Consider the following 21,588-nt stretch of genomic DNA (forward strand, 5'->3'; position numbering starts at 1 on the left):
GCTATTCGAACCCCACCACCGGATGCGGTTGATACACGGTCTCCAGTTCGGCCACATCGGTTGAACTCAGTTCCACATCCACCGCTTTCACCAGTTCATCGAACTGCTCGGCGCGTGACGCACCGATAATCGGCGCAGTCACTGCCGGTTTATGTAACAGCCACGCCAGCGCGACCTGAGCACGCGTCACGCCTTTATCGGCGGCGATGGTGGCAAGACGCTCGGCGATGGCGGCATCATTCTCTTCGGTGCTGCTGTAGAGTTTTGCCATCACATTATCCGAAACGGAACGTGCGGTGGTTTCGCCCCACGGGCGTGTCAGTTTGCCCCGCGCCAGTGGGCTCCAGGGGAGTACCGCAATACCCTCACGCAGGCAAAGTGGATGCATTTCGTTCTCTTCCTCGCGCTGAATCAGATTGTATTGATCCTGCATGCTGACAAAACGCGCCCAGCCTTCCCGCGCCTGCAACTGGAGCGCCTGCTCAAATTGCGCCGCATGCATCGATGACGCACCGATATAACGCGCCTTACCTGCCTTAACCACGTCGTGCAACGCCTCCAGCGTCTCTTCAATCGGCGTGTCGTAATCCCAGCGGTGAATCTGCAGCAGGTCGACATACTCCATGCCGAGGCGTGTCAGGCTGTCATCAATCGATTGCAGAATATTTTTGCGTGATAACCCCTGCGACAGATTACTCAGTGGAAAGTAAACCTTAGTGGCGACAACAATATCTGCGCGGCGGGCAAAATCTTTCAGCGCCCGTCCGGCAATCTCTTCACTGCTGCCATCAGAATAGGAATTGGCGGTATCGAAAAAATTAATTCCGGCGTCCAGCGCTTGTTTTATCAGGGGGCGGCTACTTTCCTCCGGCAGCGTCCAGGCGTGATTACCACGCATTGGATCGCCAAAGGTCATGCAGCCTAAACACAGGCGCGAAACCTGTAAGTCGGTGTTACCTAAGGGGATGGTTTTCATGAAGGCTCCTGCTGCGATGCTTAAGGAAAAGCGATCCCTAAAGCATAGCAGCAGGTCCGCTCATCAGTCGATGAGCGGGGAGGGGACTATTGTGCCAGCCAGGCGGCGATTTGCTGCTGGATACCGGCGGCATCCAGCTGATAATCATGACGGACTTCTTCCTGGGTACCCTGCGGGATGAACTCATCGGGCAGGCCGAGGTTCAGCACCGGGATACCCAGGCGTTTCGCCATCACAAACTCGTTCACGCCGCTGCCCGCGCCGCCCATGATCGCCCCTTCTTCAAGGGTGATCAGTGCGTCGTGGCTGCCTGCCAGCTCGGTGATCAGCGCTTCATCGAGCGGTTTAACAAAACGCATATCCACCAGCGTGGCATTCAGCGCTTCTGCCGCCGCCGCCGCTTCCGGCAACAGTGTGCCGAAGTTGAGAATAGCCAGTTTTTCGCCCTGGCGTTTCACCACGCCTTTACCCAGCGGCAGGCTCGCCAGCGGGTCCAGCGTTGCTCCGGTGCCGGTACCGCGCGGATAACGCACCGCGCTCGGGCCATCCTGATAATGGTAACCGGTGTACAGCATCAGGCGACATTCGTTCTCGTCGCTTGGTGTCATGATCACCATCCCAGGAATGCAACGCAGATACGCCAGATCAAACGCACCCTGGTGGGTTTGTCCATCCGCGCCCACGATTCCACCACGATCGATGGCAAACAGCACCGGCAGCTTCTGGATCGCCACATCGTGGATCACCTGATCATAGGCACGTTGCAGGAAGGTGGAGTAAATCGCCACAATCGGTTTGTAGCCGCCGATGGCCATCCCGGCAGCGAAGGTTACCGCGTGCTGTTCCGCAATCGCCACGTCGAAGTATTGCTGCGGGTAGTCACGGGAAAAACCGACCATGCCGGAGCCTTCACGCATCGCCGGGGTGATCGCCATCAAACGGGCGTCATCCGCCGCCATCTCACACAGCCAGCTGCCAAACACTTTGGAGTAGCTCGGCAAACCACCGGCGCTTTTCGGCAGTGAACCGCTGGCGGGATCAAATTTGGGGACTGCGTGCCAGGTGATCGGATCTTCTTCCGCCGGGGCGTAGCCTTTGCCTTTTTTCGTCATGATGTGCAGGAACTGCGGGCCTTTCAGGTCGCGCATATTCTTCAGCGTACTGACCAGCGCCAGCACATCGTGACCGTCTACCGGGCCGATGTAGTTAAAACCGAGTTCTTCAAACAGCGTACCCGGTACCACCATGCCTTTCAGATGTTCTTCGGTCCGTTTGACCAGTTCTTTGATCGGCGGCAGGTTGTCCAGCACCCGTTTGCCGCCTTCGCGCAGGCGGGAATAGGTTTTACCGGACAGAATCTGCGCCAGACGGTTGTTCAGCGCCCCCACGTTCTCGGAGATCGACATCTCGTTGTCGTTGAGGATCACCAGCATATCCGGCTTGATGTCGCCGGCGTGGTTCATGGCTTCAAACGCCATGCCCGCGGTGATCGCACCATCGCCAATGATCGCCGCAGTGCGGCGGCCTTTGCCTTCACGCTCGGCAGCGGCGGCCATACCGAGGGCAGCGCTGATGGAGGTGGAGGAGTGACCGACGCTCAGTACGTCGTATTCACTTTCTCCGCGCCACGGAAAGGGATGCAGACCATTTTTCTGCCGGATGGTGCCGATGCGATCGCGGCGTCCGGTCAGAATTTTATGTGGGTAAGCCTGATGGCCGACGTCCCACACCAGATGGTCAAACGGGGTGTTATAAACATAATGCAGCGCCACTGTTAGCTCGACGACGCCCAGACCCGAAGCGAAGTGACCACTGGAGCGGCTGACGCTGTCCAGCAGATACTGACGCAGCTCGTCACACAAAGCCGGAAGCTTCTCTTTTGGCAGTAAACGTAATTCCTGTACCGTGCCTGCCAGCGCCAGTGTCGGGTATTTTGCAATATCAAAACTCATCAGAGACTCATTATGAAAGTTATTTATCGCGTTCAATTATGAAGCTAGCCAGCGCTTGTAATGCTGTGGTGTTGAAAGATTGCGCGGCCAGAATATCCAGCGCGCCCAGCGCCTCCTGATAGAGGTCCCAGGCTTTTTGACGGGCATTATCCAGCCCCATCAGCGCCGGATAGGTGCTCTTGCCCAGTGCCTCGTCGGCACCCTGGGTTTTCCCCAGAACGGCGGTATCGCCCACTACATCCAGAATGTCATCCTGGACCTGAAACGCCAGCCCGACAGCATTAGCATACACGTCCAGCACTGGCAGGGCAGCGCGGCCTTGTTCACCTGCCGTCAGTGCGCCAAGGCGGACTGCGGCGCGAATCAGTGCGCCGGTTTTATGGCGGTGGATCTGCTCCAGTTTCGCCAGGTCAATGTTTTTGCCTTCAGCGGCAAGATCCAACGCCTGTCCACCGCACATCCCCGCTGCACCACTGGCCTGCGCCAGCTCCGAGATCATGCTAATACGGGCTTCTGCACTGACGCCAGGCATTGGCTGGTCAGCCAGAATTGAAAACGCCAGGGTTTGCAGGGCATCACCAGCGAGAATCGCCGTGTCTTCACCATATTTAATATGGCAGGTTGGCTGCCCGCGGCGCAATGCATCGTCATCCATCGCAGGCAGATCGTCATGAATTAAAGAGTAAGCATGGATACATTCAACCGCCGCAGCGGGCGCATCCAGACTGGCCGGATCGGCCTTGAGCATCTCACCGGTGGCATAAACCAGAAAAGGGCGCAGACGCTTACCGCCTAATAGTGCCCCATATTGCATGGCATTCACCAGAGGAGAACTCTGAAAAGGAAGTGGATCTAACAGGCGCGTCAGCGCAAGGTTCACGCGTTCGTGATAGGCGCTCAGCAGTTCAGGAAAATCCATCAGTTATCTTCCGGGGTAAAAGGGGCAAGCGCAGCGTCTTTATCATCGCTGAGCAAAATCTGCACGCGCTGCTCTGCCTGTTGCAGAGTTTGCTGACCACTACGTGCCAGTTGAACGCCGCGTTCAAATTCTTTCAGCGCCTCTTCCAGCGGCAGCTCACCACTCTCCAGGCGGCTGACGATCTGTTCCAGCTGCTGTATTGCGCTTTCAAAACTGGCGGGCGCTTCGGCTTTTTTCGGCATAATCAGTGTCGACTCACAGGTTGGGACATCATCTTGCAGTCGGTCATGGTAGCCGACGAGGATTAATTAGCAAAATAATGAATGTGACTGCGGTTGCAGAAGCAGTCACCTGACAAAGGTGATATACTCTCGCGCCTCGGATGCGGGCGCTCCTGCTCAACCCGCAATTACATGATTTTAACAGCTAAGTGCCGATGGTTTTAGCACTTATTTGCCCAAACGAACCTGTGTCGCCATGAAGTTTATCATCAAGCTCTTCCCCGAAATCACCATCAAGAGTCAGTCGGTGCGACTGCGCTTTATCAAGATTCTGACCGGGAACATTCGTAACATTCTTCGTACTCTGGATGATGACATCGCCGTTGTACGCCACTGGGACCATATCGTGGTACGGGCGAAGAATGAGTCGCTGCGCGAAACGGTGGTTGCCGAGCTGACGCGCATTCCCGGCATTCATCATGTGCTGGCGGTGGAAGATCATGAATACACCGACATGCATAACATTTTCGAACAGACGCTGGCGCTGTATCGTGACCGTCTCGAAGGTAAAAGCTTTTGTGTGCGTGTGAAGCGTCGTGGCAAACACGATTTTAGCTCACAGGACGTGGAGCGTTATGTTGGCGGCGGTCTTAACCAGCATATCGAAACCGCGCGCGTGCAGCTGAATCACCCGGATGAAACGGTCAACCTGGAAATTGATAACGATCGTCTGTTGCTGATCACCGGCCGTTATGAAGGGCTGGGCGGTTTCCCGATTGGTACCCAGGAAGATGTGCTGTCGCTGATTTCCGGTGGCTTTGACTCCGGCGTCTCCAGCTACATGCTGATGCGTCGTGGCTGCCGCGTGCATTATTGCTTCTTCAATCTCGGCGGTGCGGCGCATGAAATTGGCGTGCGCCAGGTGGCACATTATCTGTGGCAGCGCTTTGGTCGTTCGCATCGCGTGCGTTTTGTCGCCATCAATTTTGAACCGGTGGTAGGCGAAATTCTGGAGAAGGTGGATGACGGCCAGATGGGTGTGGTGCTGAAACGCATGATGGTGCGTGCCGCGTCGATGGTGGCTGAACGTTACGGCGTACAGGCGCTGGTCACCGGCGAAGCGCTGGGCCAGGTATCGAGCCAGACGCTGACCAACCTGCGTTTGATCGACAACGCCTCTGATACGCTGATTCTGCGTCCGCTGATTTCCCACGACAAAGAGCACATCATCAAACTGGCGCGTGAAATTGGCACCGAAGATTTTGCCCGCACCATGCCGGAATATTGTGGCGTGATTTCGAAAAGCCCGACGGTAAAAGCGGTGAAGGCGAAGATCGAAGCGGAAGAACAGCATTTCGATTTTGCCATTCTCGATCGTGTGGTGCAGGAAGCGAGCAACGTTGATATCCGCGACATCGCCGAACAGACGGATGAAGAAGTGGTGGAAGTGGAGACGGTGGTGTCATTTACCGCCAATGACGTGGTGCTGGATATTCGCTCGATTGATGAACAGGATGACACCCCACTGGCGCTGGAAGGGGTGGAGGTGAAATCACTGCCGTTCTACAAGCTCAGCACCCAGTTTGGCGATCTTGACCAGAGCAAAACCTGGTTGTTGTATTGCGATCGCGGCGTAATGAGCCGTTTGCAGGCGCTGTATCTGCATGAGCAGGGCTTTAAAAATGTGAAGGTTTATCGCCCATAAGGTCGATATACCTTCTGTAGCGGCGCGATTTATCGCGCGGTTTTTAGCGCATTCAATAAAACCGCGCAATAAATTGCGCCGCTACGGGGTTGGTTATTCAAATTCCTGATAATTATAAATCCCGGCCGCCAGCACCAGCTGTGACGCCACTTCGCGCGCCTTGTCCTTATCGACCAGCAAATCAATCAGCTTCAGCGCAAAATCAATCGATGTACCCGGCCCCTGGCTGGTCAGCAGATTGACGCGCGGGTCCCACACTACCCGACGCTCCATCCATTTCCCTTCCGGGATGGTCTCTTTCAGACCGGGAAAGCCGGTCATATTCCCCACCGGAAACAGATCATGTGGCACCAGCACCGTGCCAGGTGCGGCGCAAATCGCGGCGACAATCCGGCCAGAGAGGTGAAACTGGCGCACGGTTTCCACCAGCAACGGACTGTCGCGAAAGGTTTCTGCCCCTTTTAAACCGCCCGGCAGGACGATGGCGGCAAAATCATTATCCGCCACTTCCACTAACGGCGCGTCGGCCAGCAGGCGTACGCCACGCGAGCAGACGATTTCCCGGCTGCCATCGCTTTCGACACTGGCGGTGGTGACCTGCAAACCGCCACGCACCAACAAATCGATAGTGGTGACCGCTTCGGTCTCTTCACTGCCATGTGCCAGGCAAACCAGAACCGATGCGTTCGTGCTCATATTGGGACTCCTTGCGTTTAATCAGATCGTACAAACGGGTGTTCTCCGGCACTGCGATGCCCTGCGCCCGCGCGCGGCGCAGCAGGTAGCCGGTGATGTAATCAATTTCGGTCTGACGTTGTGCGCGTACATCCTGCAACATCGATGAGACGTTGGCGGCGGTGGTGTCGATCACGTCATAGATAATGTCGCGTAGATTATCGACCGCAATATGATGGCCTTCACGCTCCATCACCCAGGCGATTTCTTCACACAACCCGGCGATCTGCTCAGGATAAGCGCGCAGCGCGCCATTCTGGCAATCGTGTTCCACCGTCATCGGATTGATCACGCAGTTCACCGCCAGCTTGCGCCAGCAGGCGGCGGCAATGTTGTTATGCCAGGCGACATCAGGCAGGGCCTGATGGAGGATATCGGCGATATCGCTTAGAGCCTCACTCTCACGGCTGGCAGGGCCGATGTGGGTTATGCCCTGCGCCACATGTTTGATCACCGTACCATCGCGCATCGCGGCATGGGTGGTAATGCCGCGCAGCAGCGGTTGCTGGAGATCTTTCAGCTCATCCAGGGTGCCCATGCCATTGTGCAGCAGCAGAACCGGTGCATGGGCAGGCAGCACGCTTTGCAGATTCTTCACTGCCGGTGAAACCTGTGGTGCTTTCAACGTCACCAGCAATAACTGGCTCTCCGCCAGAAACAGTGGGTCATTGGCGATAAACGTGTGGTTGCTGACCTGTCCTTCTGGATCGACAACATTGACCGAACAATAAGGTTGCGGTACCCGCAACCAGCCCTGAACATCATGTCCCTGGCGTGCGAGAGCGGCGAGCCAAATCTGACCCAGGGCGCCGCAACCCAACACGGTAATTTTCATATTGCCTCCCGCTGGCGGGTTATTGTTTTTACACTCACCATCAATTATAGCTTTCGGTGTAGCGTGTTTTATTCGCGTGACAAGACGCGTATTATGCATGTCACTTTAGCGTCAGGAGAAGACAAGATGCCATCTTTCGATATCGTTTCCGAAGTCGAACTGCAGGAAGTCCGTAATGCGGTGGAAAATGCCAGCCGTGAACTGTCTACCCGTTTTGATTTCCGTAACGTCAGCGCCAGCATTGAGCTGAACGAAAAGAATGAGACCATCAAAATCACCACGGAGTCTGATTTTCAGGTCAAACAGCTGGTGGATATTTTAAGAGAAAAACTGCTGAAGCGCGGGATTGAAGGGGCGGCGATTGAAGTCCCGGAAGAGATCGAGCACAGCGGCAAAAGCTGGAGCGTCGAAGCCAAACTGAAAAAAGGCATCGAAAGCGACGTAGCGAAGAAGCTGGTTAAGCTGATTAAAGACAGCAAACTCAAAGTGCAGACCCAGATTCAGGGTGATGAACTGCGCGTGACCGGTAAGTCGCGTGACGATCTGCAAGGCGCGATGGCACTGGTGCGCGGTGGCAACCTCGGCCAGCCTTTCCAGTTCAAAAACTTCCGCGATTAATCGCGTTTGTCGCGTGCAGCACGACGATACAGCGTGCTGCGCGCGATACCTAACGCCTCGGCGGTTTTGCTGATATTGCCGTTAAAGCGTTGCAGCGTAGCGGCGATCAACCGCTCATCATGACTTTGCCTGTCCTCAGCTACCGGAGCTGTCCGGCGGTATTCGGCGGGCAAATGCACTTCACTGACTTCCTCCCCTTCATCCGCCAGCGCCAGTAACACGCGCAGCAGGCTGCGTAGCTGACGAACATTGCCCGGCCAGGGTAGCTGTGCCAGTGACGCCAGCAGCGCGGGTGCCAGCTGAATGTCGCGTTCTCCGCCTCCCAGTTCAAGCCACAGGCGGTGAATGAACCCCGATAAATCCGGCCATTCACGTAATGGTGGGATGGTCATGGAGAATTCCTGCAGGCGATACAGTAAATCTTCCCGGAACTCACCTTCAGCAACGCGTTGCGCCAAATCACGATGGGTGGCGCAAATCACCGCAAAGTTTACTGGCCAGCTGCGGCTGGAACCCAGCGGCGCGACTTCTTTTTCCTGCAACACCCGCAGCAGACGGGTTTGCAGTGCCAGCGGCATATCGCCAATTTCGTCGAGGAACAGCACGCCGCCATCGGCTTCACGGATTTTACCGATATAGCCATTTTTACCCGCCCCGGTAAACGCGCCAGGCTGATAGCCAAATAATTCGGACTCAATCAGCGACTCCGGGATGGCGGCACAGTTGATGGCAACAAATTTGCCCTCACGCCAGCGACTCTGCTGATGTAACGCCCGGCTGACATACTCCTTGCCGCTGCCGGTTTCACCGTGAATACACAATGAAACCCCGGCATTCAGCAGGCGCACCATTTTTTCGCCGTCGCGACGCAGCGAGAAGGGCAGGTCACTCTGTGGATCAGCCGGCGTGGCAAAATGGGTGCGGTGTGGCGCGCGCAGGCGGAAGTACCAGCTCTGCGCGCCATAATTCAGCGCTAGCGGAATGATGTTGGCAGCCTGCTCCTGCTGCGGGAACAGCTGCTGGAAAGTCAGAGAGCCGAGCTGCTCCGCACTGAGTGTCAGTTCACGCATGGCCAGGCGATTGGCGGCCATCAGGACGTTGTCGGAAAACACCAGCAGCAGTTCGTCGCTGGTATCAATGCCCTGCGGTTGCCGATGCAGACTCATCAGCCACTGCTGCGGGTGCAGGCTCTGCTTTACCCACAGATACTCGATTTGTTTCGCGGCAGCTTTTACCCAACCGAAGGTTTGCGGGTGAGGGAAGTGGGCCGGGCCGGAGATATCCAGCACGCCCGCAATCTGACCATTGGGCATCTGCAGCGGCATGGCGGCGCAATACAGCCCCTGATTGCGCGTCAGGAAGTGCTGATGACCATCGATTTCGCAGCCGTCGTCAATCGCCAGCGCGGTGCCGATGGCATTGGTGCCGCGTCCGCATTCGCTCCATAAATTGCCGGGAGCCAGCGCATAACGTTGCGCTTTTTCCATCGATTGCATATCGCCAAAGGTATGCAGCACCATGCCGCTGGCATCAGAGAGAATCACCACCGATTGCATTTCTGCCATCTTCTGCGCCAGCTGTTTGATCACCGGCTGGGCAAACTGCTGTAACCCAAGATTACTCGCCAGCAGGTCCGCCAGTTCGCCCTGGCGTACACGGGGAAAATCATCAGCGGTGCGATCAAGACCGTAAAGCTGGCTGCGAAACCAGGAATCGCTCAGAAGCGGAGTGGAGTCTGCGGCTGGTGCAATCGCGGCGGATGAATTTCCCTGCATTGGTAACCTCATGCCTTAGCAAAGTGTTGCGACATTGTAGCTATTTGGTTTTTGTGGTGTTGCGATATGCAACACAGATGGCGATTTTTACCGCACTATCCCCTGCGCTCGTCAGGGGTAATCCGTTTATAACCGACTGATTAACATTATCATTTTTTAGATTATCGCAAACTAAAAAAAACTGGCACGCCTGCTGCAATAACCTCTCCGGCAGCGGGCTGTTCAACCTGTGACCCTCAGGTTGCCGCTGCCAGCTCCAGAACATCTGACCCTACATTAAGGAGTTTGCGATGCGTTATGCACATCCCGGCACGCCAGGCGCTTTAGTCTCTTTTAAAGCGACTTACGGCAACTATATTGCGGGCAAATTCACAGAGCCGCTCAGCGGCCAGTACTTCACCAACACCTCGCCAGTTGATGGCAGCGACATTGCGCAGTTCCCTCGTTCGGACGCGCGCGATATCGACTTAGCACTGGATGCTGCTCATCAGGCCGCCGACGCCTGGGGAAAAACCAGTGCTCAGCACCGTGCCAACCTGCTGTTGCAGGTGGCCGACCGGATTGAAGCCAATCTGGAAATGCTGGCCGTTGCCGAGAGTTGGGACAACGGCAAGCCCATCCGTGAAACCCTGAATGCGGATCTGCCGCTGGCAGCTGACCATTTCCGTTACTTCGCTGGCTGCCTGCGGGCGCAGGAAGGCAGTACCGCAGAGATTGATGAACATACCGTTGCCTATCATTTCCACGAGCCATTGGGCGTGGTGGGGCAAATTATCCCGTGGAACTTCCCACTGCTGATGGCGGCGTGGAAACTGGCTCCGGCGCTGGCGGCGGGCAACTGCGTGGTGTTGAAACCCGCCGAGCAGACCCCGCTGGGGATTACCTTGCTGCTGGAGTTGGTTGGCGATCTGTTCCCGGCGGGCGTGCTTAACGTGGTACAGGGCTTTGGGCGTGAAGCTGGCGAAGCACTGGCGACCAGTAAACGCATCGCCAAAATCGCCTTTACCGGCTCGACCCCGGTAGGACGTCATATCATGGCCTGTGCGGCGGAGAACATTATTCCCTGCACCGTGGAGCTGGGCGGTAAGTCACCCAACATCTATTTTGCCGATGTGATGGACGGTGAACCGGAGTTTATTGAGAAAGCGGTGGAAGGGCTGGTGCTGGGTTTCTTCAACCAGGGCGAAGTCTGTACCTGCCCGTCACGCGCGCTGATCCATGAGTCGATCTACGCTCCCTTTATGGAACGCGTGATGGCGAAGATTGCCACGATTCGCCGCGGCGATCCGCTCGATACCGAAACTATGATCGGTGCACAGGCTTCCCGTCAGCAGTTCGATAAAATTCTCTCCTATATTGATATTGCGCGTCAGGAAGGCGGACAAATCCTGACCGGAGGTGAACGTGCCAGCATTGCGCCTGCGTTTGATAACGGCTTCTACATCCAGCCGACGTTGATCAAAGGTGACAATCAGATGCGTTGCTTCCAGGAGGAGATCTTCGGGCCGGTGATCGGCGTCACCACCTTTAAAGACGAAGCTGAAGCGCTGGATATTGCTAACCAGACGCAGTTTGGCCTCGGTGCGGGCGTCTGGACACGAAACACTAATCTGGCCTATCGCATGGGGCGTAGTATCAAAGCGGGGCGTGTCTGGACCAACTGTTACCACATCTACCCGGCGCATGCTGCTTTCGGCGGTTACAAGCAATCCGGGGTGGGACGCGAAACCCATAAGATGGCGCTCAACGCCTATCAACAAACCAAAAACCTGCTTGTTAGCTATGACATCGCACCACTGGGCCTCTTTTAAGCCCACATCAGACCCTTTTGGAGAGTGAATTGATGACTATGAAGATCAAAAGCACAATGAAAGCGGCAGTTGTGAAATCATTCGGTGAGCCATTGGTGATTGAAGACGTCCCGGTACCTGCCGTTGGGCCGGGCCAGGTGCTGGTTAAAATTGCCGCCACCGGGGTTTGCCATACTGACCTGCACGCTGCCGAAGGTGACTGGCCTGTCAAACCGAATCCGCCGTTTATTCCTGGCCATGAAGGTGTTGGTCAAATCGTGGCGTTAGGTGAGGGCGTGAAACATCTGAAAATGGGTGATCGCGTCGGTGTGCCCTGGCTCTACTCGGCTTGTGGCCATTGCGAATACTGCCTTGATAGCTGGGAAACCCTGTGCCTGTCGCAGCAAAATGCCGGCTACTCGGTTAATGGCAGCTTTGCTGAGTATTGTCTCGCGGATGCAAACTACGTCGGTATCCTGCCTGATAACATCGAGTTCAACGAAATTGCGCCAATCTTATGTGCCGGTGTGACGGTGTACAAAGGTCTGAAGATGACCGACACCAAGCCAGGTGACTGGGTGGTGATTTCCGGTATCGGTGGCCTGGGACATATGGCGGTGCAGTACGCGGTGGCTATGGGGCTGAACGTTGCTGCGGTCGATATTGACGACGAGAAGCTGGCGTTTGCTAAACGCCTCGGTGCCAGTGTGGTCGCCAATGCGAAAAACGTCGATCCGGCCAAAGTGTTCCATGAAAGCTTTGGCGGTGCGCATGGTGTACTGGTGACGGCGGTGTCGCCCAAAGCCTTTGAACAGGCGCTGGGAACCATGCGTCGTGGTGGCACCATGGTGCTGAACGGTCTGCCACCGGGCAAGTTTGATCTGTCGATCTTTGATATGGTGCTGGACGGTATTACGGTGCGCGGTTCGATCGTGGGTACCCGTAAAGATTTGCAGGAAGCGCTTGATTTTGCTGGTCGCCACAAGGTGAAAGCCAATGTCGCCGTGGAGCCGCTGGTCAACATCAACGACATCTTTGCGCGTATGCATGCGGGTAAAATCGAAGGTCGTATCGTAGTGGATATGTCGCTGTAAACAACCAGCCCGACGCAAAGGTCGGGCTTGGTTTTAACTGCTGGCGAGCAGCGCTTCCAGTTCGACGCGGCTCGTCACCTTGCTGTCTATCTTGATATAAGCACTTCTCTCTTCCGGCACGATAAACACCGAGGCGACGCCCGGTTGTGCTTTCAGGCGTTTTTCCAGATTTGGCACTGCCAGCACCGCATCACTCAGTACCAGACGCAGGCTGCTGACGTAAGGGGGTTCCTGCATTGACATGCTGATGAACAACCAGATGGCTGCCACCACTGCGCCGACCAGAAACACCGTTTGCGCGTCAAAATGACCGAATACCCAACCGCCCATGCTGCCGCCAATTGCCACCCCAAGGAACTGGCTGGTGGAGTAGATACCCATCGCGGTGCCTTTGTAACCCGGCGGGGATTCTTTGCTGATCAATGACGGCAGAATCGCTTCCATCAGGTTAAAGGCGAGGAAGAACAGCTGCACGCCAATCACCAGCGTCCAGAAGTGATTGCCAGCCCCCCAAAGCACGATTTCAGCGATGACAATTAAGGCGACGCAACTGACGAAGACGCGCTTCATGCGGCGTTTCGCTTCGGCATAAATGATGAAGGGGATCACGCTGACGAAGGAGATCAGCATGGTCACCAGATAAACCTTCCAGTGCTCGGATGCCGGCAGGCCAGCCTGCTCAAACTGACCCGGCAGGGCGACAAAGCTCGACATCAGCAGAATATGCAGACACAGAATGCCGATGTTGAGTTTTACCAATCTGGTGTTGGTCAATACCGCACGAATGCTGCCTTTCACCATCCCGGATTCACGGTTCAACACATGATGCGGCGCATTGGGTACCACCAGCAAAGTAATGACAATGCCAAGGCTGGCAAGAATGGCAATCATCCAGAACAGCGCGTGCAGCCCCAGTGCATGCGTAACAATCGGGCCAATTACCATGGCGATGGCAAAGGTGATGCCAAAGCTGATGCCGATAAACGCCATCGCTTTGGTGCGGTTCTGTTCGCGGGTGAGGTCAGACAGCAGCGCCATCACCGCAGCGGCAATCGCGCCGGAACCCTGCAAGGCACGGCCCAGAATAACCCCCCAGATGGAGGAGGTGGTGGCGGCTATTACGCTACCCAGCACAAACAGCAGCAGGCCGCCGACAATCAGCGGTTTGCGCCCGATGCGGTCGGAGAGTAAGCCAAAGGGGATCTGAAAAATCGCCTGGGCCAGGCCATAAATACCAATTGCCAGACCAATCAGGGTTTCACTGGCACCCTGTAACGCCATGCCATAAGTGGTGAGTACCGGCAGCACCATAAACATTCCCAGCATACGCAGGGAAAAAACCGTACCTAAGCCCCATGTCGCGCGCCGCTCTGTTGGGGTCATTTTGTTGTCGTTCATTCCAACCTCTATAAGTTTGCTGCACTTATTCTAGGGAGCAGGGTAGGGCGGGTAAAACAATAGTTTTTAAGCGATGGTAACAAAAAGAAAGGGCGCGAAATTCGCGCCCTTTCATGGTCTTGCGGAGCTGAATTACCAGACGTAAGTCAGCAGGTCTTTAGACGCCGGGGTCATAAAGTCTACCGACATCATCACGCTCAATGCAGTGACAGCAACAATCGAGAACACAAACAGTTTACGTGCCCAAACTTTGTCGTTTGAGGTTTTATAACCTGAAAGCGCCATCCCGAGCCACCAGACACTCACTGCCGCAGCAACCACCAGATATTTGTAGCCAGCGTAACCGCCCAGTGAAAGCATCAGAGTGGCAATCATAAACGCCAGGATATACAGCGTAATATGATTCTTCGCCACTGAAATGCCTTTCACGACCGGCAGAACCGGGATATTTGCTGCCTGGTAATCTTTAAAGCGGAAGATGGCAATCGCATAGGAATGCGGCATCTGCCACAGGCTAAAGATAGCCAGCAAAATCAGCGCGCCAGCATCAAACTCGTTGGTCACCGCGCAGTAGCCAATCACCGGCGGCATTGCACCAGAAAGGCTACCAATCAGCGTACCGTAGACTGAATTACGCTTCATGTAGAGGCTGTAAATGCCGACGTATACCACGAAGCCCAGCACCGCCAGCCACATGGCCAGCGGGTTAGCTCCGAAATAAAGCAACGCAAAGCCAGCAATACCTAATGCGGTTGCATAAACCAGGCTCACTTTCGCCGAGATCAGGCCTTTCACCAGCACTCGATTCCGCGTTCTCTCCATCTTGATATCGATATCACGGTCAATCACGTTGTTGAAAACACAACCCGATGCAACGACCAGCGATACACCAACCAGTGAGATGAAGAACAGGGTGTAATCAATGCTGCCTTTAGAGGCCAGCAGGAATCCACCGATCACAGAAATTAAATTGCCGAAAATAATTCCTGGTTTTGTTACTTGCAGGTATTGCTTAATCATCATGAGCGACTCTTAGTGGACCATCATGTTGTAGTTGAGGTTCCACATAATCCACAGTGAGCCTACGACGACAATCAGGATAATAACTGCCGCAAAGACAATGGCCACCATGTTCCAGCCACCCTCAGATTTGCTGTCCAGATGCAGGAAGTACACCAGATGCACCAGCACCTGAACGACCGCACACACCAGAACCACACCCAGAATGGTGCCGTGAGAAGCGCTGCCATCCATCACCATCCAGAACGGGATTGCCGTCAGGATGATCGACAGGATGAAGCCAATCATGTAGGACTTCACGCTACCGTGAGATGCACCATGGTCAGTTACAGAATGACTCATTACATGGCCCCCATCAGATAAACAATGGTGAATACGCAGATCCACACCACATCGAGGAAGTGCCAGAACAGGCTCAGACACATGATACGAGTGCGGTTAGTCGCCGACAGGCCACGTTTGGAGATCTGGAACATCAGAACTGCCATCCAGATCAGGCCAGAGGTGACGTGCAGACCGTGCGTACCAACCAGGGTAAAGAATCCGGACAGGAAGCCGCTACGGTCTGGACCGAAGCCTTCCATAATCAGGTGATGGAATTCATAGATTTCCATCCCGATAAATCCGGCACCGAACAGGAAGGTCAACGCCAGCCAGCTGATGACCGCGCCCTTGTTCTGGTTGTTCATCGCGATAACTGCCATACCGTAGGTAATGGAGCTAAGCAGCAGCAGCGCGGTTTCGACCAGTACAAACGGCAGTTCGAAGATATCTTTACCTGCCGGGCCACCGGCAGTGTTGTTGACCATAACTGCATAGGTCGCAAACAGGGTTGCGAAGATGATGCAGTCACTCATCAGGTAGATCCAGAAACCAAAGACTTTATTGGCTCCTGCATCGTGATGCCCATGCTCCGCATGGGCGTCGTGGTGGTGTGTCGTCACAGTTTGAGTTGACATTATTTCAGACCTGCTTTGCTGATTTCGTCAAAGTGCTTCTTCTCGATCTGCTCGATTTCCGCAACCGGTACGTAGTAATCCACGTCTTCATCGAAACTCTTCACAATCCAGGTGATGATCATGCCCAGGAAGGCAACAACCACCAGCCACCAGATGTGCCAGATAGCCGCGAAACCGAAAATCGTACCGAAGGCAGCGATAACAATGGCAGCACCACTGTTTTTCGGCATATGAATTTCTTCATATTTAGCCGGCTGCAGATACGCTTCGCCTTTCTCTTTCATTTCCCAGAAAGCATCGCGCTCGTGAACGTGCGGGATTACAGCAAAGTTGTAGAACGGCGGCGGTGAAGAGGTTGCCCACTCCAGCGTACGACCACCCCACGGGTCACCGGTCAGGTCACGGTTCTGGTCGCGGTCACGCACAGAAACGTAGAACATGATCAGCTGGCACAGGATGCCACAGGCAATCAGCGCAGCACCGCAAGCGGCAACCACCAGCAGTGAGTGGAACTGCGGATCGATGTCCTGGCTGATACGACGGGTCATACCCATGAAGCCCAGCGCATACAGCGGCATAAACGCAACGAAGAAGCCGATGATCCAGAACCAGAAGGCACGTTTGCCCCAGGTCTCGTTCAGGGTGAAGCCGAAGGCTTTCGGGAACCAGTAGGTCACGCCAGCCATACAACCGAACACCACACCACCGATGATAACGTTATGGAAGTGCGCAATCAGGAACAGGCTGTTATGCAGGACGAAGTCCGCACCCGGTACCGCCAGCAGAACACCCGTCATACCACCGATAGAGAAGGTGACCAGGAAGCCGATGGTCCACAGCATTGCTGAGTGGAACTCGACACGACCCTGATACATGGTGAACAGCCAGTTAAAGATTTTCACGCCGGTCGGAATCGCGATGATCATCGTCATGATACCGAAGAAGGCGTTAACGTTCGCACCCGCACCCATGGTGAAGAAGTGGTGCAGCCAAACGATGAACGACAGAACGGTAATGGCGATGGTTGCCCACACCAGAGAGGTGTAACCAAACAGACGCTTTTTCGAGAAGGTCGCAGTGACTTCAGCGAAGACACCAAACACCGGCAGAACGAGGATGTAAACTTCCGGGTGACCCCAGACCCAAATCAGGTTGACGTACATCATCATGTTACCGCCCATTTCATTGGTGAAGAAATGGAAGCCGAGGTAACGGTCAAGGGTCAACAGTGCCAGCGTGACGGTCAGAACCGGGAACGCAGCGATGATCAGGACGTTAGTACACAGAGAAGCCCAGGTGAACACCGGCATTTTGAACAGGTCCATGCCCGGTGCACGCATCTTCAGAATGGTCACGAAGAAGTTGATACCGGTCAGCGTGGTCCCGATACCGGATAGCTGGAGACTCCAGATCCAGTAATCGACCCCGACGCCAGGACTGTACTCCGCACCCGAAAGCGGCGGATAGGCCAGCCAGCCAGTCTGCGCGAACTCGCCCACACCCAGCGACAGGTTAACCAGGATCACACCGATCGCCGTGAACCAGAAGCTCAGGTTGTTCAGGAACGGGAAGGCAACGTCACGAGCACCAATTTGCAGCGGTACCGCGATGTTCATCAGACCGACCACGAAAGGCATCGCCACGAAGAAGATCATAATCACGCCGTGAGCGGTGAAGATCTGGTCGTAGTGGTGTGGTGGTAGTATGCCCGCTTCCCCGGCGGAAGCCATAACCTGTTGGGTACGCATCATCACCGCATCGGCGAAGCCACGCAGCAGCATGACGAACGCCATGATGATGTACATGATACCCAGTTTTTTATGGTCGATTGACGTCAGCCATTCAGACCAAAGATATTGCCATTTACCAAAGTAGGTGATGGCCGCAATGACAGCCAGACCACCTATGATGATACCGGCAACCGTGACCATGATAATCGGCTCATGGTACGGCACTGCATCCAGTGTTAATTTTCCGAACATCGTATTATTCCTCGGCTCCCGCGGAAGCGGCGTGACTCATGTCCATGCCTGCAGGCATGTCCATCTTCCCGTGGCTCATCTTGAACTTATCAATAACTTGCTTGAACAGTTCCGGATTGGCTGTTGAGAAATATTCCACCGGGTGATTTTCGCTTGGCGCAGCCAGTTTCTCGAAATCATCCATGGTGGTCAGCGTGTCAGGTGCCGCTTTAACTTTGGCGACCCACTGCTGGAATTCCGCGTCGTCTTTGGTGGCAATGGCTTTGAACTTCATGCCAGAGAAACCGCGACCACTGAAGTTAGCAGAGATACCGTCGAAAATTCCCGGCTCGTTGGCGATCAGGTGCAGTTTGGTCTGCATGCCCGCCATCGCGTAGATCTGGCTACCCAGCGTAGGAATAAAGAAGGAGTTCATGACGGAGTTGGAAGTAATTTTGAAGCTGACCGGAGTATTTGCCGGGAAGGCAATCTGGTTAACGGTTGCAATACCCTGTTCCGGGTAGATAAACAGCCATTTCCAGTCCAGCGCCACGACATCGATCTCAACCGGTTTCACGTCAGAGGCCAGCGGTTTGCTTGGCTCCAGCGCGTGGGTTGATTTCCAGGTCAGAACGCCGAGGAAGAGAATGATCAGGATTGGAATGGTCCAGACCACGGCTTCCACTTTGTTAGAGTGTGACCAGTTGGGGCTATACTTCGCATTGGTATTGGTTGCCCGATATTTCCAGGCAAAAAATACCGCCATAAAGACTGCGGGGATTACGACGATCAACATCAAGCCAAAAGCTGTCAGAATCAACGAACGTTGCTCCAGTGCAATCTGTCCTTTGGGATTTAACAACGCACTATCGCAGCCACTGAGTAATACAGCGCCTGCAATTAATGACAAAATCCCCAAACTTTTATTGTATTTCCTGAGTCTCATTTAACGACCTCAATGACAAAGGGCTCTATTGTCGTTTAAGTGTGCGCGCATTTTACGGGAAGGTTTATACAGTGTAAACCAGCTTAAGGATGTGTCAGGAGCCTGTTGACACCTTTTGCTAAGGGTGTCACAGATGTTGCGTAGGGTGACAAATTATTAAAAGAGACAAGTAGTTGGCGTTAATATAACAAAAACAAATGATAGTAACCGCAGTAAAAACAGGGAAAGCATAAACCGTACTTTTAATGCCCATTTATTTAACAATTTTGCATCATTTATGCGATAAGAAAGCTACAAAATAATTGCTCACCGGTTTTTAATATTTTCTGCGATTGTTAATTTAATGTTTCTTTTTGTCGTTGTAAAAAAATGCTATCTACTAAAATTAGTCGCAGATATTTTTTCGTCAATTATTTCGTCAACGACAATATAGTGATTAAGGCTGAGGCTGTTTTATCCGTGGGTGTTTTCGCAGCGCCAGGCAATCAAGTGTCACTCCGCATGCGACGGCAATTAAGGCCAGCGCCATCCCTGCCTCGAACAGATGCGTGACCAAATCCCCGGTTTGCCAGATTCCTGCGGCGCTGAGTGCCAGCGCCAGCAACCAGAGAGCCAGCAGGGCACATCCGAAGCCGAACAGGCGTACCGTCCAGCGATATCCCTGTGGCCAGGCGCTGCGGGTGATAAATTCGCCACTTTCCTGAATGGCCTGCAGTGTGTTGCGGCATACCCAGAGCAGTAAGAGGCCTGGCACACCGGCGAAAACCGTAAAGGCATAAAACGTCGACCAGCCCCAGAGTTCAACCAGCCAGCCTGCGGCGGGACCCACATAAACCCGGCCAACGGCGGAAAGTGCGGACAGCAGGGCGAACTGGGTGGCGGAAAAGGATTTATTGCAGAGCGTCATCAGCAGCGCGACAAAGGCCGCTGTGCCCATCCCACCGCAGAGATTCTCGATAAATACGGCGCTGGCCATGCTCCACAGATGTGGTGGAGTGACAGCCAGCAACCAGTAAGCAAAGTTGGATACCGCCTGCAATACGCCAAAGATCATCAGCGCGCGGAACAGGCTCAGGCGTTGCATCAACACGCCGCCATACAGTGCGCCCACAATGGTAGCCAGCAGGCCAAGCGTTTTATTGACCAGGCCGACATCACCCGCATTAAAACCCACGCCACGGATCAGGAACGTAGTGGTGAGCGATGCGGCGAACGCATCACCCAGCTTATAAAGGATGATCAGCGTGATGAGTAACCAGGCATTGTTACGCAGGAAGAAGTCTTTCAGCGGCAGTGAAACCGCCTGGCGCAGGCTGTGCGGTTCGTTGACAGGGGCCGCTGGCTCTTTTGCCAGCAATGTGGCGATCAGGCCGGGCACCATCAGTCCTGCCATCAACCAGTAAGTGGCTTGCCAGCCCAGATAGCGATCGGCCAGCCACAGCGCGAGGCCGCCAGAAATCAGCATCGCCAGGCGATAGCCTAATACGGTGATCGCCGCGCCGCTGCCACGCTCTTCGGGGGGCAATATGTCGGTTTTCCACGCATCAAACACAATATCCTGTGAGGCGGAACAGAAGGCGACCAGCACCGCAAGGGCCGCCAGCAGGGTTAAATCGCGCGAGGGCTGCATATAACCCATCGCGATGATGCCACCGATGAGCGCCAGTTGTGTCACCAGCAACCAGCCACGCCGACGGCCAAGAAAAGGCGGGGTGTAACGATCCATCATCGGTGACCACAGGAACTTGAACACATAGGCCTGGCCGACAAGGGAGAAAAAACCAATCGTCTTCAGGTCAACATTCTCAACTGTCATCCATGCCTGCAATGTCCCTGCGGTTAACGCCAGTGGCAGTCCGGAAGCGAAGCCAAGCAGCAACAATACTGCGGCGTTACGTTGGGTAAAAATGCGCAGATAGTGAGAAGTCATAGCCAACCTGAAGTGAAGCCCGGCCAGAGGAGGCCGGGCGAAGAACGGCGAAATTAGCGGGCGTTCTGTTTAATGAAGTTATTTACGCTGGTGTCCTGCGCCATATCAGCGATGACGTCGCTCAGCGTGGAGTTAACCGCGTTGGTGATCTTGTCGTTGGTCGCAGTGAATGCGCCTTCTACGCTGTAGGTCTGGCGGTAGTTTTTAACCTGTTTGTTACCATTTTTCGCGGTGGCAATAATAGAAATGTCCGCTTTAGTGGTGATGCTGTAGCGCACGTTGCCCTGGGTCACATCGGCATACAAACCATTGACTACGATTTGCAGATCAACCGCGCCATTCGGGCCAACCATATAGCCACGCGCGGTCATCTGTTTCTCCAGCACTTCCTGCAACAGGAAACGCAGGTCACGGGACGGTGTAAGGGTGATCAGCTGGCCATCGCGGTTCACTTTTGCCAGTGCCTGATCGCTACGCTGGTCGGCACCATTGATGCTGACGGTCACGCCCATCAGGCTCGGATCCTGCTGTGGCAGCTGAATTTTGGGTTCGATATTCAGCGTCGTATTATTGCTGGCGCAGCCGGCCAAAATAAATGCAGCCAGCAGAGGGAATAACAGTTTTTTCAACATACTCATTCTCGTTAGCGGGTATATAGGTTGGTTTGCAAAACTGCGGCCATCATAGCATTGCATGGCAGCGAAAAAAGCCCTCGGTCAGTGGAAATTGATTGTAAAGGCTTTTTTCAGATTGA

General features: G+C 54.6%; 19 protein-coding genes. 4 read left to right on the forward strand and 15 right to left on the reverse strand.

Annotated elements, in window-relative coordinates:
• Position 1: 1 nt before the first annotated feature.
• The 4 genes from CUN67_RS04475 to xseB all read right to left on the reverse strand — a co-directional run bounded on the left by CUN67_RS04475 (position 2) and on the right by xseB (position 4,089).
• Positions 2–976 carry an aldo/keto reductase gene (locus tag CUN67_RS04475; protein ID WP_208714182.1) on the reverse strand — a complete coding sequence of 325 codons (975 nt, stop codon included), beginning with the start codon at positions 974–976 and terminating at the stop codon, positions 2–4.
• 86 nt (positions 977–1,062) lie between these two features.
• A complete protein-coding gene (dxs, locus tag CUN67_RS04480) occupies positions 1,063–2,928 on the reverse strand; it encodes a 1-deoxy-D-xylulose-5-phosphate synthase (RefSeq protein WP_208714183.1) in 1,866 nt (621 codons plus the stop codon).
• Between the two features lie 19 nt (positions 2,929–2,947).
• Positions 2,948–3,847, reverse strand: a complete 900-nt coding sequence (gene ispA / locus CUN67_RS04485; protein ID WP_208714184.1) for a (2E,6E)-farnesyl diphosphate synthase — start codon at positions 3,845–3,847, stop codon at positions 2,948–2,950.
• Entirely contained in the window at positions 3,847–4,089 is a 243-nt protein-coding gene (gene xseB / locus CUN67_RS04490) for an exodeoxyribonuclease VII small subunit (protein WP_084873123.1), read from the reverse strand. The genes ispA and xseB overlap by 1 nt, the downstream gene beginning before the upstream one ends.
• Positions 4,090–4,324: 235 nt before the next feature.
• On the opposite strand from xseB, the gene thiI reads away from it, so the two are divergent.
• Complete coding sequence (gene thiI, locus CUN67_RS04495; RefSeq protein ID WP_208714185.1) at positions 4,325–5,773, forward strand: tRNA uracil 4-sulfurtransferase ThiI; 1,449 nt, start codon at positions 4,325–4,327, stop codon at positions 5,771–5,773.
• A gap of 93 nt (positions 5,774–5,866) precedes the next feature.
• On the opposite strand, the gene yajL is transcribed toward thiI, so the two are convergent.
• Entirely contained in the window at positions 5,867–6,469 is a 603-nt protein-coding gene (gene yajL, locus CUN67_RS04500; protein ID WP_208714186.1) for a protein deglycase YajL, read from the reverse strand.
• On the reverse strand, positions 6,423–7,343 hold the full coding sequence (gene panE / locus CUN67_RS04505; protein WP_208714187.1) for a 2-dehydropantoate 2-reductase: 921 nt from the start codon (positions 7,341–7,343) through the stop codon (positions 6,423–6,425). Before panE ends, yajL begins: the two co-directional genes overlap by 47 nt.
• A 126-nt stretch (positions 7,344–7,469) precedes the next feature.
• On the opposite strand from panE, the gene CUN67_RS04510 reads away from it, so the two are divergent.
• Positions 7,470–7,961: a YajQ family cyclic di-GMP-binding protein gene (locus CUN67_RS04510; protein ID WP_021185853.1), complete on the forward strand. Its 492-nt coding sequence runs from the start codon at positions 7,470–7,472 to the stop codon at positions 7,959–7,961.
• Here the strand turns inward: CUN67_RS04510 and CUN67_RS04515 are convergent.
• A complete protein-coding gene (locus CUN67_RS04515) occupies positions 7,958–9,736 on the reverse strand; it encodes a sigma-54-dependent Fis family transcriptional regulator (RefSeq protein ID WP_208714188.1) in 1,779 nt (592 codons plus the stop codon). The genes CUN67_RS04510 and CUN67_RS04515 overlap by 4 nt on opposite strands.
• A gap of 290 nt (positions 9,737–10,026) precedes the next feature.
• Here CUN67_RS04515 and exaC point away from each other — a divergent pair, with 290 nt between their 5' ends.
• Complete coding sequence (exaC, locus tag CUN67_RS04520; RefSeq protein ID WP_208714189.1) at positions 10,027–11,547, forward strand: acetaldehyde dehydrogenase ExaC; 1,521 nt, start codon at positions 10,027–10,029, stop codon at positions 11,545–11,547.
• Positions 11,548–11,579: 32 nt separating this feature from the next.
• On the forward strand, positions 11,580–12,620 hold the full coding sequence (gene adhP / locus CUN67_RS04525) for an alcohol dehydrogenase AdhP (RefSeq protein WP_254711376.1): 1,041 nt from the start codon (positions 11,580–11,582) through the stop codon (positions 12,618–12,620).
• Between the two features lie 33 nt (positions 12,621–12,653).
• Here the strand turns inward: adhP and CUN67_RS04530 are convergent, their stop codons facing one another.
• The 8 genes from CUN67_RS04530 to CUN67_RS04565 form a co-directional block, all read right to left on the reverse strand.
• Positions 12,654–14,018 (reverse strand): MFS transporter, encoded by a 1,365-nt coding sequence (locus CUN67_RS04530; RefSeq protein ID WP_208714190.1) that lies wholly within the window; start codon positions 14,016–14,018, stop codon positions 12,654–12,656.
• A 132-nt stretch (positions 14,019–14,150) separates the two neighbouring features.
• On the reverse strand, positions 14,151–15,038 hold the full coding sequence (gene cyoE / locus CUN67_RS04535) for a heme o synthase (protein WP_208717064.1): 888 nt from the start codon (positions 15,036–15,038) through the stop codon (positions 14,151–14,153).
• A gap of 12 nt (positions 15,039–15,050) precedes the next feature.
• Complete coding sequence (locus CUN67_RS04540) at positions 15,051–15,380, reverse strand: cytochrome o ubiquinol oxidase subunit IV (protein ID WP_084873144.1); 330 nt, start codon at positions 15,378–15,380, stop codon at positions 15,051–15,053.
• Positions 15,380–15,997 carry a cytochrome o ubiquinol oxidase subunit III gene (locus CUN67_RS04545; RefSeq protein ID WP_208714191.1) on the reverse strand — a complete coding sequence of 206 codons (618 nt, stop codon included), beginning with the start codon at positions 15,995–15,997 and terminating at the stop codon, positions 15,380–15,382. Before CUN67_RS04545 ends, CUN67_RS04540 begins: the two co-directional genes overlap by 1 nt.
• A complete protein-coding gene (cyoB, locus tag CUN67_RS04550) occupies positions 15,997–17,979 on the reverse strand; it encodes a cytochrome o ubiquinol oxidase subunit I (RefSeq protein WP_208714192.1) in 1,983 nt (660 codons plus the stop codon). Before cyoB ends, CUN67_RS04545 begins: the two co-directional genes overlap by 1 nt.
• A 4-nt stretch (positions 17,980–17,983) precedes the next feature.
• The gene (gene cyoA / locus CUN67_RS04555; RefSeq protein ID WP_208714193.1) at positions 17,984–18,904 is read right to left on the reverse strand and encodes a cytochrome o ubiquinol oxidase subunit II; all 921 of its coding nucleotides are present in this window, start codon (positions 18,902–18,904) and stop codon (positions 17,984–17,986) included.
• Between the two features lie 436 nt (positions 18,905–19,340).
• A complete protein-coding gene (ampG, locus tag CUN67_RS04560; RefSeq protein WP_208714194.1) occupies positions 19,341–20,834 on the reverse strand; it encodes a muropeptide MFS transporter AmpG in 1,494 nt (497 codons plus the stop codon).
• 53 nt (positions 20,835–20,887) lie between these two features.
• The gene (locus tag CUN67_RS04565) at positions 20,888–21,466 is read right to left on the reverse strand and encodes a lipoprotein (RefSeq protein ID WP_208714195.1); all 579 of its coding nucleotides are present in this window, start codon (positions 21,464–21,466) and stop codon (positions 20,888–20,890) included.
• Between the last annotated feature and the right edge of the window lie 122 nt (positions 21,467–21,588).

The sequence above is a fragment of the Pantoea cypripedii genome, from assembly GCF_011395035.1.
Classification (GTDB): domain Bacteria; phylum Pseudomonadota; class Gammaproteobacteria; order Enterobacterales; family Enterobacteriaceae; genus Pantoea; species Pantoea cypripedii_A.

Coding starts and splice junctions, on each gene's coding strand:
- CUN67_RS04475 (WP_208714182.1), bottom strand. CDS start 976: ATGAAAACCATCCCCTTAGGTAACACCGACTTACAGGTTTCGCGCCTG.
- dxs (WP_208714183.1), bottom strand. CDS start 2,928: ATGAGTTTTGATATTGCAAAATACCCGACACTGGCGCTGGCAGGCACG.
- ispA (WP_208714184.1), bottom strand. CDS start 3,847: ATGGATTTTCCTGAACTGCTGAGCGCCTATCACGAACGCGTGAACCTT.
- xseB (WP_084873123.1), bottom strand. CDS start 4,089: ATGCCGAAAAAAGCCGAAGCGCCCGCCAGTTTTGAAAGCGCAATACAG.
- thiI (WP_208714185.1), top strand. CDS start 4,325: ATGAAGTTTATCATCAAGCTCTTCCCCGAAATCACCATCAAGAGTCAG.
- yajL (WP_208714186.1), bottom strand. CDS start 6,469: ATGAGCACGAACGCATCGGTTCTGGTTTGCCTGGCACATGGCAGTGAA.
- panE (WP_208714187.1), bottom strand. CDS start 7,343: ATGAAAATTACCGTGTTGGGTTGCGGCGCCCTGGGTCAGATTTGGCTC.
- CUN67_RS04510 (WP_021185853.1), top strand. CDS start 7,470: ATGCCATCTTTCGATATCGTTTCCGAAGTCGAACTGCAGGAAGTCCGT.
- CUN67_RS04515 (WP_208714188.1), bottom strand. CDS start 9,736: ATGCAGGGAAATTCATCCGCCGCGATTGCACCAGCCGCAGACTCCACT.
- exaC (WP_208714189.1), top strand. CDS start 10,027: ATGCGTTATGCACATCCCGGCACGCCAGGCGCTTTAGTCTCTTTTAAA.
- adhP (WP_254711376.1), top strand. CDS start 11,580: ATGACTATGAAGATCAAAAGCACAATGAAAGCGGCAGTTGTGAAATCA.
- CUN67_RS04530 (WP_208714190.1), bottom strand. CDS start 14,018: ATGAACGACAACAAAATGACCCCAACAGAGCGGCGCGCGACATGGGGC.
- cyoE (WP_208717064.1), bottom strand. CDS start 15,038: ATGATTAAGCAATACCTGCAAGTAACAAAACCAGGAATTATTTTCGGC.
- CUN67_RS04540 (WP_084873144.1), bottom strand. CDS start 15,380: ATGAGTCATTCTGTAACTGACCATGGTGCATCTCACGGTAGCGTGAAG.
- CUN67_RS04545 (WP_208714191.1), bottom strand. CDS start 15,997: ATGTCAACTCAAACTGTGACGACACACCACCACGACGCCCATGCGGAG.
- cyoB (WP_208714192.1), bottom strand. CDS start 17,979: ATGTTCGGAAAATTAACACTGGATGCAGTGCCGTACCATGAGCCGATT.
- cyoA (WP_208714193.1), bottom strand. CDS start 18,904: ATGAGACTCAGGAAATACAATAAAAGTTTGGGGATTTTGTCATTAATT.
- ampG (WP_208714194.1), bottom strand. CDS start 20,834: ATGACTTCTCACTATCTGCGCATTTTTACCCAACGTAACGCCGCAGTA.
- CUN67_RS04565 (WP_208714195.1), bottom strand. CDS start 21,466: ATGTTGAAAAAACTGTTATTCCCTCTGCTGGCTGCATTTATTTTGGCC.